Raw genomic sequence first — 13,822 nt, forward strand, 5'->3', positions numbered from 1 at the left:
ATCCAGTTCTTCGGATTAATTGAGTACCCGATATGAAATCGTCGGGACGCGTCGATTGGTTACGGGGGTGGTGACTGTTCACCAGCTCGGGCGGACCCGTCCTGGGGCGACGACCTGGCTCAGTACCGCACCGACCTGGGCGAGAGTCGCGGCGCCGAGGGTGTCCGACCAGGTCTGGGTGAATTCCGCCAGTGCGGCGTCGGCGGCCCTGGTGCACGCCCAGCCGCGGTCGGTGAGGGTGATCAGGCGGGCGCGCGCGTCGCGCGGGTGTGGGTTGCGGTCGGCGTAGCCCTTGGTGACCAGCTCGTCGACCAGTTGGCTGGCCGCCTGTTTGGTGACGCCGAGGTGCTCGGCGATCTCGCCGACCGTCGCGCCGTCGGGCGCCATGCGCACGAAGGCGAAGCCGTGCGTCGACCGGACATCGGTGAATCCCGCGGCGGTGACCCCGGCGTGCACCGCCTGGGTCACTTCGGCCGCTGCCGCGAGCAGCAGGAGGGGGAGGTCTGCGTTCGCGGGCACGACAGTCATTCTGGCACTTGACATGATAGTCAATTTACTTGACTATATGGACAAGCTGCTTGACTTTATGGAGGTTTCGAATGCCGGTAATCCGTTCCGCCGACGCGCAGGTGCACGAGGTACACAACGCTCGGTTCACGTCTCTGGTCCGTCCCGGCACCGGCAGTGCCGAACTGTGCGTCTGGCGCACGGAGGTCGCCGCCGATTCGGTCGGCGTGCCGCACCGCATCCTGGGGGAGGAGGCCTTCGTGCTGCTGTCCGGCGAGGTGACCATGACCATCGACGGTGAATCCGCGCCGATGAAACCGGGTGACGCGGCGGTCGCGCCCGCGGGCTCGATGATCGCCCTCGCGAACTCGACCGACCAGTCGGCCACGCTGGTGGTGACGGTGCGCGTCGGCTTCGCGGCGGAACTCCCCGATGGCTCCACCTTCACCCCGCCCTGGGCATCCTGAGCCGTCTTCGCGACTGTTTCAAGGCCAGAACTTGAAAGTTCGGCTACCCGAACAATATAATTCTGGAATGAGGGTTGGGTTCTACCGTTCGCCGGTGCGACGCCGGGTGCTTGCGGCGTGTGTTCTGAGTGTCATGGCGTTCGCGCTCACCGCCTGCGGTGGGATCACCTCCGATGACGACGAGCGAAAAGTGGTCCTGACCACGTTCACCGTGCTCGCCGATATGGCTCGGAATGTGGCAGGCGAGCACCTGCGGGTGGAGTCGATCACCAAGGTCGGGGCCGAGATCCACGGCTACGAGCCCACCCCCGGCGACATCAAGAAGGCGGCCAAGGCCGACCTGATCCTGGACAACGGGCTCAACCTCGAGGCCTGGTTCAACCAGTTCGTCGCCGATCTCGAGGTGCCGCACGCGGTGGTCAGCGAGGGGGTGGCGCCGATGGACATCAGCGAGGACGCCTATCGGGGCAAGCCCAATCCGCACGCCTGGATGTCGCCGGTGAACGCGCAGATCTACGTGGACAACATGGTTCGCGCGTTCACCGATCTCGACCCCGAACACGCCGACGCCTACCGTGCCAACGGTGACGCCTACAAAACCCAGCTCGGCGCGGTGCGCGACGATCTCGTCGCCGCGGTGAACACCCTGCCCGCCGACCAGCGCGCCCTGGTCACCTGTGAGGGCGCGTTCTCCTACCTCGCTCGTGACGCGGGGCTGACCGAGAAATACATCTGGCCGGTCAACGCCGAACAGCAGGCCACCCCGCAGCAGATCGGCTCGACCATCGACTTCGTCCGTCAGCGCCGTGTGCCCGCCGTGTTCTGCGAATCGACCGTGTCCGACGCGCCGATGCAACGCGTGGTCGAAGCCTCCGGCTCGCGGTTCGGTGGCGTCCTCTACGTCGACTCGCTCTCCGAGGCCGACGGCCCGGTGCCGACCTATCTGCAGCTGATCCGCCACGACGCGAACACCATCGCGACCGCACTCGCCGGAGCGCCGAAATGACCGCGCCGGTGGTCGAAATCCAGGACGTGACAGTCCGTTACGGTGACGTGCTCGCGCTCGACACTGTCGAACTCACGTTGAAATCGGGTCGGGTCTGCGGGCTGATCGGCATGAACGGCTCGGGTAAATCGACGCTGTTCAAGACCGTGATGGGTCTGGTGACGCCCGACCGGGGCCGGGTGCTGATCAACGGTCGCGCCCCGGCGGCCGCGCGCAAGGCCGGCAGCCTCGGATACGTGCCACAGTCCGAGGACGTGGACTGGAGTTTTCCGCTGTCGGTGCGCGATGTCGTGATGACCGGGCGCTACGGGAAAATGGGGTTCACCCGCCGGGCGAGCAAGGCCGACCGCGCCGCCGTCGACGCGGCGCTGGCCCGCGTCGAGCTCACCGACCTGGCCGACCGGCAGATCGGTCAGCTCTCCGGTGGTCAGAAGAAGCGCACGTTCGTCGCGCGCGGCATCGCCCAGGAGGCCACGATCCTGCTGCTAGACGAGCCGTTCGCCGGTGTCGACAAGCGTTCCGAGGCCACCATCACCGCGCTGTTGCGTGAGCTCGCCGCGGACGGGGCCACGATTCTGGTCTCCACTCACGATCTGCACGCGTTGCCCCACTTGGCCGACGAGGCAGTGCTGTTGAACCGCCGGGTGCTCGAACACGGCGACCCCGAGGTGGTGTTGCGTCCGGAGAACCTGGCCAAGGCCTTCGGCCTGGATGTGGACGGAGACCGATGAGCCTCGAGGAATTCTTCATCGACCCGCTGCGCTACGAATTCATGGTGCGCGCGCTGGCCACCACCGTCACCGCGGCGGTGGTGTGCGCGGTGCTGTCGTGCTGGTTGGTGCTGATCGGCTGGTCGCTGATGGGTGACGCGGTGTCGCACGCGGTGCTGCCCGGGGTGGTGCTGGCCTACATCGTCGGCTGGCCGTTCGCCGTCGGCGCGGTGATCTTCGGGTTCCTCGCGGTCGCGTTGATCGGGGTCGTCCGCGATACGAGCCGCGTGAAGGAAGACGCCGCGATCGGCATCGTGTTCACCACGTTGTTCGCGTTCGGCTTGGTGCTGGTGTCGGTAACGCCGAGCCAAACCGACTTGAACCACATCGTTTTCGGCAACCTGCTCGGCGTGAGCCGCGGCGAGATGGTCCAGATCATGATCCTGGCCGCCATCGTCCTGGTCGCCCTCGTCCTCAAACGGCGCGACTTCACCCTCTACGCCTTCGACGCCACCCATGCCCACGCCATCGGCCTCAACCCCCGTGTCCTCGGCACCGCTCTGCTGGCCCTGCTGGCGCTGACCTCGGTGGTCGCGCTGCAAGCTGTCGGCGTGGTCCTGGTGGTGGCCATGCTGATCATCCCCGGCGCCACCGCCTACCTGCTCACCGACCGTTTCTCCCGCATGCTCGTCATCGCTCCCACCGTGTCGGTGCTGTGCGCGGTGACCGGCCTCTACATCAGCTACCACCTCGATACCGCTGCGGGCGGCATGGTCGTGGTGACCCAGGGCGTCGCCTTCACCTTCGTCTACCTCTTCGCCCCCCGCCACGGCGTGATCGGCCGGCGGATCACCGCCTCGCGCGCCCGAAAGTCGGTGACCACCATCGGGGTCGTCGACTAGGGTCCGACGGGTGTCGGTGTGTGCTGTCAGGATGTAGATCATGAAGGTCACCGGGGACGATGTCCGCGCCTACGTCCTGTCGCTACCGCAGACGACAGAGCAATTCGCCTGGGGCATGCCGATTTTCAGGGTCGCGGGCAAACTGTTCCTCACCCTCCCCGAAGACGAGACCTCCATGGCGGTCCGCTGCCCGATCCTCGACCGCGACGAACTGGTTCTCGCCGAACCCGACAAATTCTGGATCGCCTCGCACGAGTCCGGTAACCCCTGGGTCCGCGTCCGGCTGGCGGCACTCGACGATCGCGAGGAACTGGAAGCCATAGTCACCGACTCCTGGCGCCAGGCGGCCCCGAGGGCCCTGCTGGAGGCGGACCAGTGAGTGCGTGACAGCCCACCGGTCCGCGAGATCGATTACAGCACCGGCGTGATCGTGGCCTCGATCGTCTGGATGGAGTCCACCGGGATGACGAACGTCTCGGTGATCTCCACGGTGGTCAGGCGGATGTCGCCGACTCCGGTGTCGAGCAGGTAGTGGGTGGTGACCGTGTCGCCGGATTCGGACATGGTCAGGTCGCGGATGCCTTGGATGATGCGGTACTGGATGCCGTTCTCCAGGTCGGCGCTCAGTTGCGGGCCCGAGTAGCCGGTCTGGAGGCCGACCTCGACGCGGGTGGCGTCGGGGGCGAAGGGGACCGCGCTCGCGTCGTGGGAAACCAGGGCGTCGAGGTAGGCGCGGGCAATGGCCTGGCGGGGTGAGTCGGCCGCATTCGGTTGTGCCGCAGCGGTTGCCGTGCCGAGTGCGAGGAAAACGGCGGCCAGAGCCGAAACGTGAGTGATTCTCATGTAGTGATGCTGGCGGTCCGGACCGGTAAGTGCAACCGGGAGTGCGCGAGTAGGCGAGGTCGCGGCCCGGTAGGGTCGGAACTCCTATGGCACTCAGCGCAACACTGCACAATTTCGCCGTTCAGCTCGCCGATGTGGATCGGGGGGTGTACGAGGATCTCGAATTGCGGGTGGCTCGGCATCCGTCGGAAACGCCGGAATACATGATCACGCGGATCCTCGCGTACTGCCTGCAGTACGAGGAGGGGATCGTGTTCAGCGACGGCGGGATTTCGGCGACCGATGAGCCCGCGGTGCAGGTTCGCGATATGACCGGGCAGACCACCGCGTGGATCGAAGTGGGCGCGCCCGACGCCGATCGTATTCATCGTGGGAGCAAACTCGCAGGTCGAGCGGTGGTTTATACCCATCGCGACCCGGCGAAGGTACTCGCGCAATATGCGGGGAAGAAGATTCACAACGCCGCGCGGATTCCGCTTGTCAGTTTCGATCGCGCGTTCATCGACGAGGCGGCGGCGCTGGTCGATCGCCGCAATACCGCCACCCTCTCGGTCACCGAGGGTGTGCTCTACCTGGACCTCAACGGCACCAGCCTGCGGACCGATGTCACCGAGCAACCCCTCGGCTGACCCCCGAACGGGGTAGCTTGGCGTGCACCGGCGACGCTCGGCCCGAGCGCTGTGATTGTGCCGGTCTCGTCGTCGAGTGGAGGTCGCGGTGCCCGGTGTGATGAGTCGGTTCGTGATTCCGGGATTCCTGCGGGTCACCCGGCGTAACCGGAACTACATCGATGCCGAGATGGCCACCGCACACGTGCGTGAACGCGGGCTGCGGCCCGTCACCTACGGTCCGCCGCGCAAACTCCGTGGTGTGGAGATCTCGGTGGTGCACGAGGGCGGCTGGCCGATCTACACCTTGACCCCCTCGGACGGCATCTCGCGTGGCGGCCTCGTGTACGCGCACGGCGGTGGCTGGGTAGGCGAAATCGCTTCGCAACATTGGCAACTCGCGGCCCGTATCGCCGCGCAGACGCATCTCGTCGTGACGGTCCCGATCTATCCGCTGATCCCCTTCGGCACCGCGGCGCAGGTGGTTCCCCGCTTCGCCGAACTGGTCACGGCGGCCGACAAGCGCTACGGCCCGACTTTCCTCGCCGGTGACTCCGCGGGCGGTCAGATCGCACTGTCGACCGCGCTGCACCTGCGCGACGCGGGCCATACCGTGCCCCGCACGATTCTCATCTCGCCTGCCCTCGACCTCACCCTCGAGAATCCCGAGATCGACGCGGTGCTGCGACGTGACCCGTGGCTCGGTCGTGACGGCGGGCTGGTGTTCGGCAGGATGTGGAGCGGCGAACTATCGATGAAAGATCCCCTGGTCAGCCCACTGTTCGGCGAACTCGGCGGGTTGGGGCCGATCACCCTGTTCACCGGAACCGACGACATCCTGAACCCCGATGCCCGCCTGCTGGAGGCGAAGGCGCGTGCGGCGGGCGTCGACCTCGACTACCACGAAGAACCCGGACTCGTGCACGTCTACCCGCTCACGCCCAGCGCCGAAGGCGCGACGGCCCGCCGCCGGATCATCACCATCCTGCGCACCGAACTGGATGCGGCGCACAGCATCTCGTGAGTCTCAACGCTCGGACAGATGCACCTTGAACAGGATCGTCAGCTGAGTGACCGCCTGGTCGAACGGGTGTGACGACTTGAGCGCGCGGCTGTGCACGATCGTGCCCTCGATGGTGGTGAGCAGGAAACCGGCCAGCGACACCGCGGTGGAGCGTTCGATCCCGGTGGCCACGATTCCGTCGGCCAACCGGGCGGTCCATTCGGCGAAGGCCTGGCCCGCGATGGACTGCACGGCGGGGTCGAGTTCGTCGAGAGCGGCCGCCATCATGAACGAGCCCGCGGCGTAGTCGGACTTCTCCAGCGGAATCCGCCAGAAGGCGAGCAGGTCGGTGAGCCACTGCTGGGCCGAGGGCGCGGTCTGGAGGGCGTCGGCCATCGAACTCACGTGCGAGTACACCAGCCGGGCGACGATCCGTGCCGCTGTCTGCACCAATTCGCCCTTGCCGGAGGGGAAGTGCTGGTACAGCGAATTACGCGAGGTCCTGCTGCGCTTGAGTAATTCACTCAGCGCGGCCGCGTGCACACCGTGTTCCTGGACGGTGCTGATCGTGTGCTCGATCAGTCGGGCGCGTGGTCCGGCAGCCATCCGATCTTCTCCTACCCCTTGATTGAACCGATCGGTTCATGTTAGACCTATTTGTACGTGAACCGATCGGTTCATATGGAGAGGATGCCATGCCCACCCCCATTGCCACCGCGGTTCCGGTCACCCACGCGGGAATTCTCGGCCTCGGCGTGTACCGCCCGCGCCGTGTCGTGCCCAATGCCGAGATCGTCGACGCGATCGAGTCGTCGGACGAATGGATCAAGACCCGTTCCGGGATCGCCGCCCGGCACTGGGCCGAGCCCGACGAGACGATTGTCTCGATGAGCGTAGCGGCCGCGCGCGACGCGCTCGCGGCGGCGGGGGTGAGCGCCGAGCAGGTCGATGCGGTGGTGCTCGCGACGTCGTCGCAGATGGTGCTCGGGCCGTCGGCGGGCGCGGTGGTGGCGACCGAACTCGGCATGCACGACACCGCAGCCTTCGACATTTCCGCCGGTTGCGCGGGCTTCTGTTACGCGTTGGCCGATGCGGCGAATCTGGTGCGCTCCGGTCAGGCGCGGCAGGTGCTGGTGATCGGGGTGGAGCGGCTGTCGGATCTGCTCGACACCACCGACCGCGGGTGCGCGTTCATCTTCGCCGACGGCGCCGGTGCGGTCGTCGTCGGCGCGGCCGAACAGGAGGGGATCGGCCCGGTCGCATGGGGTTCGGACGGCTCGCGGACCTCGGCGATCAAGCAGGACAAGGACTTTCTCGAGTATTTCGCCGAAGTCGCCGCGGCCGAGGCCAGTGGCGGTACTTCGCAACGTCCCTATATTCGGATGAACGGCACCGAGGTATTCCGCTGGGCCGTCACGTTCTTGGAGAAAGCCTGTCGTGACGCGCTCGACCACGCGGGGCTCACGGCCGCCGACCTCGACGCTTTCGTTCCGCATCAGGCCAATATCCGCATCACCGACGCGCTGGTCCGCACCCTCGGCCTGCCCGAGAAGGTCGCCGTCGCTCGCGACATCATCGAAACCGGCAATACCAGCGCCGCGTCCATTCCGATGGCCATGGAACAACTCGTGCGCTCCGGCGCCGCCAACCCTGGCGACACGGCGCTACTGCTCGGCTTCGGCGCCGGTCTGGCGTACGCGGGCCAGGTTGTTCATCTGCCCCCGATCGCCTAGTCCATCAGCGCGCGCAGATATCGGCGACGGTAGAAGCGTTGCGCGAGAAGCAGTATCGGGAAAGTGAAGCGCCATGGTCCGGTCGGTGCCGGTCTCGTCAGCGAGCGAAGAGTGAGCGAGACGGTGCCGACCGAATCTCGATGCACGACAAAGGCTTCCTCGCCGCTGACCGGATGGCCGGGCAAGGTGCCGTAGGCGAAGCCGCACCGGTTCTCGGTATCGACCACCGCGACTACGCGCACCGGCTCGTGGACGGAGGCAGGGCCCCGTCCCACGCTGATCCGGTACTTCGCGCCCGTCGACACCGCGACATCGGGAGCGACGCGAAAGCCGCTGCGGCGCTTGATGCCCCACGTCTTGACGGCCTCGGACGCGGCAGCCCACGTCGGCTCGCCGTAGCCGATCACCACGGTGGCGTCGAACCGGCGGAACCCGGGGAATTCGCCGGTCCAGATCTCGTCGGCCGGGCTGGTCGCGCCGGCCGGGGCGTAGGTGAGTTCCTCGTGCATGAGGTGACGATAGGTGCCGTCAGGTCGTCATGCGTTCGCCTTCTCGCGCAGCGACCGCTGGGTCACCGGGACCGCGTAGGCCGCACCGTCGCGGATGCCGAATTCGAAGCGGCAGGGGAACAGTGAGGGTAGGCCGGTCGCCCGTAGGTCGAAGTTCGCGGCGAGGGTTTGCATGGCCCAGTTCTGTAGCGAATCCGGGAGTTGCAGGGTGGTGCCGTCGACGCAGCACACGTAGGCGTGGGTCTGCTCTCCGTCGACCGGCAACGGGTTGCGCAGACCGACCGCGCCGATTTCCAGAATTCGTCCGGCGTTGCGAGAAGTAGCGACGCTCGGCAAATCCAACTCGATGTCGTCCATGCGGAAAACCGTATCGCAGCAACTATTCAGGGAACACCGAAATCGCGTGGTCTTGACGAACTTCGCTGATGTCGCAAATGCGAGAAAGGGCGAGGTCGTCGCCGCACCACGGCGGAGCTCGGCGCAGTGCGCGCCGGGCCATGCCGCCGCGGTGTCAGCCGATGGCGAAGCGCAGCAACGCCTGGCGATCGCCCTGCTTGATCTTGCCCTTGCGGTCGAGGACCTCCAGCTGCCACACCGGACCGTTGCGGAAGGTCCGCGCGATCGCGTTGGCGTTCTCCGCGCCGAGCAGCGACGGCCAGATGTCGGCGACGGGCTGGGAATCGCCGCCGGTGGCGTCGTAGATCTTGAACGAGACGTTGTTCGCCTTCTCGAAGGAACTGCCCTTCTTGAACGCGACGGCGACGAAGACGATGGAGTCGATGGCGGGGGGAACATTGCTGAACGTGACGTGCACGGTCTCGTCGTCGCCCGCGGCCGCGCCGGTCTGCTCGTCGCCGGTGTGCAGCACCGATCCGTTGGCGAGCGGGTCGAGCGAATCCAGACCGGCGAACCGCACCGGTTCACCACCTTGGAACAGCACGGCGATCAGATCCAGGTCGACACCGCGCTTGCGGCGGGCAATTCCGAGAATTCCACCGCTGGAACCCGCCGACGGATCCCAGCTCACCCCCACGCTCATCTTGGTGATACCGGCGAGATCGGCTGCGCCGTCTTCTTTCTTGAGAGTAATCACGATTTCAGGCTACGGACTTCGCTCGTCACGCGCAGGGCGGCGGAATCGGTCAGCCGGAATGGGTCGCGAGGTAGACGAGGGCGGTCACCGCCAGGGCTATCGCGCCGAGGATCCCGCCCGCGATCGTGTCGGCGCGGTTGGTGGCCACCCCGCTCTCGATCCGGTCCCAGCCGATGAACGCGGCGGCCACGGCCCCGATGCCGGCGGGGGCGGCGACGAACTCGCTGACCACGGGAATGAACGAAACCGCGCAGGCGATGATGCCGAGCACCAACGCCGCGAGGCCGGCGCCGTTGCGTGGCGGCGGCAGGGTCTCGGGACCGGGCATGGGATGAGCGTAGCCCTCGGTCACAGCTTCGTCATGGTTGGTCGCGCGGGGGTCGGGTACTCCATGGAAATGGCAGCCCTGCGGGGATTCACTCAGAGTCCCGGATTTCCGGGCTGTGTAGTTCGAAAGGGGATAAGGTTTGTCGATTTCAGGTGACGAATCGAAAAGTCGAAACCCGGACAAAGGTTATGTAGCCCTCTTGGGCTGGAGTTTGAATGCGGTCGAGGCGATCGACCGGTTCGACCGACGCTATATCGTAGTCGCGCCCGAATGGGCGGAAAGTTACTGTACCGAACACGACATTCCATATATCCCCTGGGATTTCGAGCGGCTCAACGACCGTTCGATGGAGATCGCGGATACCCTGAAGAAAAAGGGGGTCGACGTCGCCATTCCGATCTTCGAGGAGACGGTGGAGTGGGCGGGTGCGATCAATTCCGTCCTGCTCGACAATCCTCGGCTGCTCGGGCAGTCCATGCTCCTGCGCGACAAGTCGTTGATGAAACGGCGCGCGCAACTCGGCGGCATCCGGGTCGGCATCTTCGAAGAGGCGCACGAGCGCGACGATGTGATCCGCTTCCTGAAGCGGGTCAATCAGACCCTGCTCAAGCTCGACGGTGATCCCAACGATCCGATTCACCTCAAGGCCTTCGACAAGGCGGGCTGCCTCGGCCATCGGATCATCCGGACCCCCGACGAGGTCGACACCATCCCCGACGACGAGTTCCCGATGCTGATGGAATCGCATCTGGACGGCTGGGAGTTCGCGGTCGAGGCCTGGGTCCACAACGGCCGCATCTGCTTCCTGAACATCTCGGAGTACGTGACGCTCGGATACTCGGTGTTCGTGCCCGCGACGCCGGAGCTGGAGAAATACCGGCCCGAGATCACTCGGCAGGTCGAAAAGCTGATCAAGACCTTCGACATCGAGTTCGGCTTCATCCATCCGGAGTACTTCGTCACCAGCGACGGGGAGATGTATTTCGGCGAGGTCGCCTATCGGCCGCCGGGTTTCAAGGTGTTCGAGCTGCTGGAACGGACATACGGTTTCAACGCCTACCACGCGCTGGTGCTGGCTTTCGACCCGAAAACCACCGACGAGGAGATCGAAGCGTTCTTCCCGAAGGAAGTGGTCGATGCCACCGGCCACGCGGGCTGCTTCGGCGTGTATCCCCGTCGACGCGTGGTCAGCCGACTGTCGGTGCCGCCCGAGACCGAGGATCACGATTACTTCGAGACGCACGAACTCACGGCGCCACAAGCCGAAAAGGTCACCAAACGGACCGCATTCGGTAATCACTGGGGTCTGCTCTATTTCTTCGGCGAGGACCCGTACACTCTGCGGGATCTGTTGAAGCGACAAGAAGAGCTCGACTTCTACATTTGATCCGTTGCCAGGGGCAACGGTGTGCGAAGGGATCGGCGATTGAGTCCGGATGGCCACGACGGGACGAGCCTGGACCGGCGCCTCGCCACGATGGACCACGCCACACAGTCCCTCGCGGACGCAGGCGATTTCGGCAAGCAGGTCAAACTGCCCAGGGTGATGGATTCCCTGCGGCGGGTGTTGCTGCAGCCCGGCGGTTGCGCGGCGGTGCGCGAACGTGCCGAGAAATTGGAGACCGCCGGCCTGTTCCTCGGTACGGATTGGGCACAGCCGCAGATCCTCATCCCGGCACTGAGCACCGGCTCGTTGCGTAGCGCCAATACCGACACCATGGTGTTGGAGGCGGTGAGTGATCTGCGGCTGCTCGCGGTCGCCAAGGGTGATTACCAGCACGCGCTGGTTTCGGCCGAACAGGCCAATGATCATCTGTCGCAGGTGCTCGCGGTGAATCTGTCGCTGCTGTTCTCCCCGCCCACCGAGGCCGAGCGGGAACAGCAGGGGCGGATGGCGCAGGTCTCGCGCGAGCTGCTGCACTACCTCGTCGCCGAGGTCGGGTACGAGAAGGTGCTCGAGAATCTGGTCGACGAGATCTGGCGCATCCTGCGGCAACGGCCGATCCAGGTCGACGGGGTGAAGCGGATGATCACCCAGATCGCCGTCGCCCGTGCGAATCCCGATGTCGATCTCGGCGCCAGTGGTCTCGGCGCCGATCGGCTGATCAGCAGCCTCTACGGAACCACCGAGGGGTGCAGGGAAGACCCGGGCGTCGAGGTCTACCGCACGCGCCTGGAATCGATGGACGACAGCGCGTTGCAGTACGAGGCAACGGGATTCGCGCGGTCCATGCACGACACCGGTCTGGTCTCGCCGTATCACGCTGTGCTGCTGCGGTTCCTGCTCACCAAGGGCGCGTATCTGCTCGGTGAGGCGATGGGCCTGTCCAGCACCGGCCGCGACAGCCTGCTCTGCTATCACGAACTGGTGCACAGCCTCATCGAGCAGGCGGTGCACGCCGAAACCGCGCAGTGCGTCTACGGACTCACCTTGATGCTCGAACGCGGCATCCTCTATCAGCCGCCGGTCGCGCCCGCGCTGTGGCGCCAACTGGCGCTACGGCTTTCGCCGCACTCGCGCGCACGGCTGACCGCGGTGTTCGGGCCGACACCCGAACCGCGGTCGTGGTTGTTGTCGGGAATGCTGTCGGTGCTCGGTCTGCCGCTGGGCATCGGGCAGGGCGACAACCCCACCTGTCAATCGGCGCGGGCACTGTCGATGTGGGCCTACAACGATCCCGACTATCTGCTGCAGACACTGGTGTGGGCCGCGCGCGACGACGAGATCGTCATGCACTTCGAGGGGCAGCCGATTTCCTCACGTGCGGCCGCTGACGCGGAATCGAGTGTGCTGCAACTGGATCTGGACCCGGTATCGCTGCTGGTGGTTCCGCACCTGGACCGGATCTACGCGGAGATGGGACAGCGCTGCATCGGCCGCGAAGGCGATCCGCATCGCTGGATCAATCCCGAGTTCCACGGCTGGTGGTCCGGGCGCGGCTTCCGGATCAATGTCGACGTGGCCACCGGCAATCTGACCGACCTCGACGAATTCCTGCGCCACTTCTACGCCGGTTACCACCCCTTCTACAACGGCAACCAGCCGGTGATCCATCCGCAGCCCGCCGGAATCGCGGTGACCGACAGCGCTGCCCGCTTCGTCGGGTGGCACGCGATCACCGTGCTCCGGGTCAGTCTCGATCCGCAGGACACGATGCGGGTGTACTTCTACAACCCGAACAACGACAGCGGCCAGGACTGGGGCGACGGGGTGGTCGTCGGAACAGCCGGGCACGGTGAGCGTTTCGGCGAAGCGTCGCTGCCCTTCGAGCAATTCGCCTCGCGTCTCTACATCTTCCACTTCGATCCACTCGAGCCCGGTGAACTGGCGGCCGTCGAGCGTGCCGAACTGGACCGGGTGATCGGCTACATCCACCGCAGTTGGGGCGCCGACCGTATGCCCGTGGAATCGGGTGCGGCCGAGGCGGATTGATCACAGCAAACGTTCAGAGTCGAACGCTAGGGTGTGGGCGTCGGCGCGCTTGGTGCCGCGATGATCAAGGGGAGATTTCGATATGGGTGTCAGCTTGTCCAAGGGCGGCAATGTCTCACTGACCAAGGCGGCGCCGAACCTCACCGCCGTCGCGGTCGGCCTGGGCTGGGATCTACGGACCACCACCGGCACGGACTTCGACCTCGATGCCAGCGCCATCGGCCTCGGCGCCGACAAGAAGGTGGTGTCGAGCGGGCACTTCGTCTTCTTCAACAACCTGAAGTCGCCCGAGGGCGCGATCGAGCACGCGGGCGACAACACCACCGGTGCCGGCGACGGTGACGACGAGACGATCAACGTCGACCTGGCCAACACCCCGGCCACGATCGACTCCATCGTCTTCCCGGTCTCGATCTATGACGCGGCCGCCCGCAGCCAGTCCTTCGGTCAGGTGCGCAACGCCTACATCCGCGTCCTGGACCGCAGCAACGGCGAGGAACTGGCTCGCTACGACCTGTCCGAGGACGCGTCCACCGAAACCGCCATGGTCTTCGGCGAGCTGTACCGCAACGGCGCCGAGTGGAAGTTCCGCGCCACCGGCCAGGGCTACGCCTCCGGTCTGGAAGGCATCGCCCGCGATTTCGGCGTCAACCTCTGACCCGCTAGCACTGCCGGTCAGC

The 13,822-nt window shown here is 65.8% G+C and carries 18 protein-coding genes; 11 read left to right on the plus strand and 7 right to left on the minus strand.

Annotated elements, in window-relative coordinates:
- Positions 1-78: 78 nt before the first annotated feature.
- Positions 79-519 (minus strand): MarR family winged helix-turn-helix transcriptional regulator, encoded by a 441-nt coding sequence (locus tag QX204_RS04365; RefSeq protein WP_301905280.1) that lies wholly within the window; start codon positions 517-519, stop codon positions 79-81.
- Between the two features lie 80 nt (positions 520-599).
- Between QX204_RS04365 and QX204_RS04370 the strand changes: the two genes are divergently transcribed.
- From QX204_RS04370 to QX204_RS04390, 5 genes are all read left to right on the plus strand, one after another.
- Positions 600-974 (plus strand): cupin domain-containing protein, encoded by a 375-nt coding sequence (locus tag QX204_RS04370; RefSeq protein ID WP_301905281.1) that lies wholly within the window; start codon positions 600-602, stop codon positions 972-974.
- 133 nt (positions 975-1,107) lie between these two features.
- A complete protein-coding gene (locus tag QX204_RS04375) occupies positions 1,108-1,980 on the plus strand; it encodes a metal ABC transporter substrate-binding protein (protein WP_301907905.1) in 873 nt (290 codons plus the stop codon).
- Positions 1,977-2,711 carry a metal ABC transporter ATP-binding protein gene (locus QX204_RS04380; protein WP_301905282.1) on the plus strand — a complete coding sequence of 245 codons (735 nt, stop codon included), beginning with the start codon at positions 1,977-1,979 and terminating at the stop codon, positions 2,709-2,711. Before QX204_RS04375 ends, QX204_RS04380 begins: the two co-directional genes overlap by 4 nt.
- Positions 2,708-3,592: a metal ABC transporter permease gene (locus QX204_RS04385; RefSeq protein ID WP_062985031.1), complete on the plus strand. Its 885-nt coding sequence runs from the start codon at positions 2,708-2,710 to the stop codon at positions 3,590-3,592. The genes QX204_RS04380 and QX204_RS04385 overlap by 4 nt, the downstream gene beginning before the upstream one ends.
- Before the next feature lie 40 nt (positions 3,593-3,632).
- Positions 3,633-3,971 carry an MmcQ/YjbR family DNA-binding protein gene (locus QX204_RS04390; protein WP_301905283.1) on the plus strand — a complete coding sequence of 113 codons (339 nt, stop codon included), beginning with the start codon at positions 3,633-3,635 and terminating at the stop codon, positions 3,969-3,971.
- 32 nt (positions 3,972-4,003) lie between these two features.
- Here QX204_RS04390 and QX204_RS04395 read toward each other — a convergent pair whose 3' ends face one another.
- Positions 4,004-4,435: a DUF8021 domain-containing protein gene (locus QX204_RS04395; protein WP_301905284.1), complete on the minus strand. Its 432-nt coding sequence runs from the start codon at positions 4,433-4,435 to the stop codon at positions 4,004-4,006.
- An 86-nt stretch (positions 4,436-4,521) separates the two neighbouring features.
- Here QX204_RS04395 and QX204_RS04400 point away from each other — a divergent pair, with 86 nt between their 5' ends.
- Positions 4,522-5,064, plus strand: coding sequence for a YaeQ family protein (locus tag QX204_RS04400; protein ID WP_301905285.1), 543 nt, complete (start codon positions 4,522-4,524; stop codon positions 5,062-5,064).
- 100 nt (positions 5,065-5,164) lie between these two features.
- Positions 5,165-6,067 (plus strand): alpha/beta hydrolase fold domain-containing protein, encoded by a 903-nt coding sequence (locus QX204_RS04405; protein ID WP_301905286.1) that lies wholly within the window; start codon positions 5,165-5,167, stop codon positions 6,065-6,067.
- A 3-nt stretch (positions 6,068-6,070) separates the two neighbouring features.
- On the opposite strand, the gene QX204_RS04410 is transcribed toward QX204_RS04405, so the two are convergent.
- A complete protein-coding gene (locus tag QX204_RS04410) occupies positions 6,071-6,652 on the minus strand; it encodes a TetR/AcrR family transcriptional regulator (protein ID WP_056821725.1) in 582 nt (193 codons plus the stop codon).
- 89 nt (positions 6,653-6,741) lie between these two features.
- Here QX204_RS04410 and QX204_RS04415 point away from each other — a divergent pair, with 89 nt between their 5' ends.
- Positions 6,742-7,779: a beta-ketoacyl-ACP synthase 3 gene (locus QX204_RS04415; RefSeq protein WP_062985037.1), complete on the plus strand. Its 1,038-nt coding sequence runs from the start codon at positions 6,742-6,744 to the stop codon at positions 7,777-7,779.
- Here the strand turns inward: QX204_RS04415 and QX204_RS04420 are convergent.
- From QX204_RS04420 to QX204_RS04435, 4 genes are all read right to left on the minus strand, one after another.
- A complete protein-coding gene (locus tag QX204_RS04420) occupies positions 7,776-8,288 on the minus strand; it encodes a DUF1990 domain-containing protein (RefSeq protein WP_301905287.1) in 513 nt (170 codons plus the stop codon). The two genes, QX204_RS04415 and QX204_RS04420, sit on opposite strands and share 4 nt — an antisense overlap.
- 27 nt (positions 8,289-8,315) lie before the next feature.
- Complete coding sequence (locus QX204_RS04425; RefSeq protein ID WP_056821718.1) at positions 8,316-8,645, minus strand: hypothetical protein; 330 nt, start codon at positions 8,643-8,645, stop codon at positions 8,316-8,318.
- A gap of 154 nt (positions 8,646-8,799) precedes the next feature.
- A complete protein-coding gene (locus QX204_RS04430; RefSeq protein WP_301905288.1) occupies positions 8,800-9,381 on the minus strand; it encodes a TerD family protein in 582 nt (193 codons plus the stop codon).
- A gap of 49 nt (positions 9,382-9,430) precedes the next feature.
- Positions 9,431-9,709, minus strand: a complete 279-nt coding sequence (locus QX204_RS04435) for a hypothetical protein (RefSeq protein WP_301905289.1) — start codon at positions 9,707-9,709, stop codon at positions 9,431-9,433.
- Between the two features lie 346 nt (positions 9,710-10,055).
- Here QX204_RS04435 and QX204_RS04440 point away from each other — a divergent pair, with 346 nt between their 5' ends.
- From QX204_RS04440 to QX204_RS04450, 3 genes are all read left to right on the plus strand, one after another.
- Entirely contained in the window at positions 10,056-11,096 is a 1,041-nt protein-coding gene (locus QX204_RS04440) for an ATP-grasp domain-containing protein (RefSeq protein WP_301907906.1), read from the plus strand.
- 90 nt (positions 11,097-11,186) lie between these two features.
- Positions 11,187-13,142 (plus strand): hypothetical protein, encoded by a 1,956-nt coding sequence (locus tag QX204_RS04445; protein ID WP_301907907.1) that lies wholly within the window; start codon positions 11,187-11,189, stop codon positions 13,140-13,142.
- Positions 13,143-13,224: 82 nt separating this feature from the next.
- Complete coding sequence (locus QX204_RS04450; RefSeq protein WP_056821714.1) at positions 13,225-13,800, plus strand: TerD family protein; 576 nt, start codon at positions 13,225-13,227, stop codon at positions 13,798-13,800.
- Positions 13,801-13,822 lie beyond the last annotated feature (22 nt).

This window comes from Nocardia sp. PE-7, from assembly GCF_030486425.1.
Classification (GTDB): domain Bacteria; phylum Actinomycetota; class Actinomycetes; order Mycobacteriales; family Mycobacteriaceae; genus Nocardia; species Nocardia salmonicida_A.

Bases quoted from the DNA above. Each gene is read 5' to 3' on its own strand.
- QX204_RS04445 (WP_301907907.1), top strand. From the start codon at position 11,187: ATGGACCACGCCACACAGTCCCTCGCGGACGCAGGCGATTTCGGCAAG.
- QX204_RS04385 (WP_062985031.1), top strand. From the start codon at position 2,708: ATGAGCCTCGAGGAATTCTTCATCGACCCGCTGCGCTACGAATTCATG.
- QX204_RS04400 (WP_301905285.1), top strand. From the start codon at position 4,522: ATGGCACTCAGCGCAACACTGCACAATTTCGCCGTTCAGCTCGCCGAT.
- QX204_RS04375 (WP_301907905.1), top strand. From the start codon at position 1,108: ATGGCGTTCGCGCTCACCGCCTGCGGTGGGATCACCTCCGATGACGAC.
- QX204_RS04410 (WP_056821725.1), bottom strand. From the start codon at position 6,652: ATGGCTGCCGGACCACGCGCCCGACTGATCGAGCACACGATCAGCACC.
- QX204_RS04370 (WP_301905281.1), top strand. From the start codon at position 600: ATGCCGGTAATCCGTTCCGCCGACGCGCAGGTGCACGAGGTACACAAC.
- QX204_RS04395 (WP_301905284.1), bottom strand. From the start codon at position 4,435: ATGAGAATCACTCACGTTTCGGCTCTGGCCGCCGTTTTCCTCGCACTC.
- QX204_RS04435 (WP_301905289.1), bottom strand. From the start codon at position 9,709: ATGCCCGGTCCCGAGACCCTGCCGCCGCCACGCAACGGCGCCGGCCTC.
- QX204_RS04425 (WP_056821718.1), bottom strand. From the start codon at position 8,645: ATGGACGACATCGAGTTGGATTTGCCGAGCGTCGCTACTTCTCGCAAC.
- QX204_RS04380 (WP_301905282.1), top strand. From the start codon at position 1,977: ATGACCGCGCCGGTGGTCGAAATCCAGGACGTGACAGTCCGTTACGGT.
- QX204_RS04405 (WP_301905286.1), top strand. From the start codon at position 5,165: ATGAGTCGGTTCGTGATTCCGGGATTCCTGCGGGTCACCCGGCGTAAC.
- QX204_RS04390 (WP_301905283.1), top strand. From the start codon at position 3,633: ATGAAGGTCACCGGGGACGATGTCCGCGCCTACGTCCTGTCGCTACCG.
- QX204_RS04415 (WP_062985037.1), top strand. From the start codon at position 6,742: ATGCCCACCCCCATTGCCACCGCGGTTCCGGTCACCCACGCGGGAATT.
- QX204_RS04440 (WP_301907906.1), top strand. From the start codon at position 10,056: ATGGAGATCGCGGATACCCTGAAGAAAAAGGGGGTCGACGTCGCCATT.
- QX204_RS04420 (WP_301905287.1), bottom strand. From the start codon at position 8,288: ATGCACGAGGAACTCACCTACGCCCCGGCCGGCGCGACCAGCCCGGCC.
- QX204_RS04450 (WP_056821714.1), top strand. From the start codon at position 13,225: ATGGGTGTCAGCTTGTCCAAGGGCGGCAATGTCTCACTGACCAAGGCG.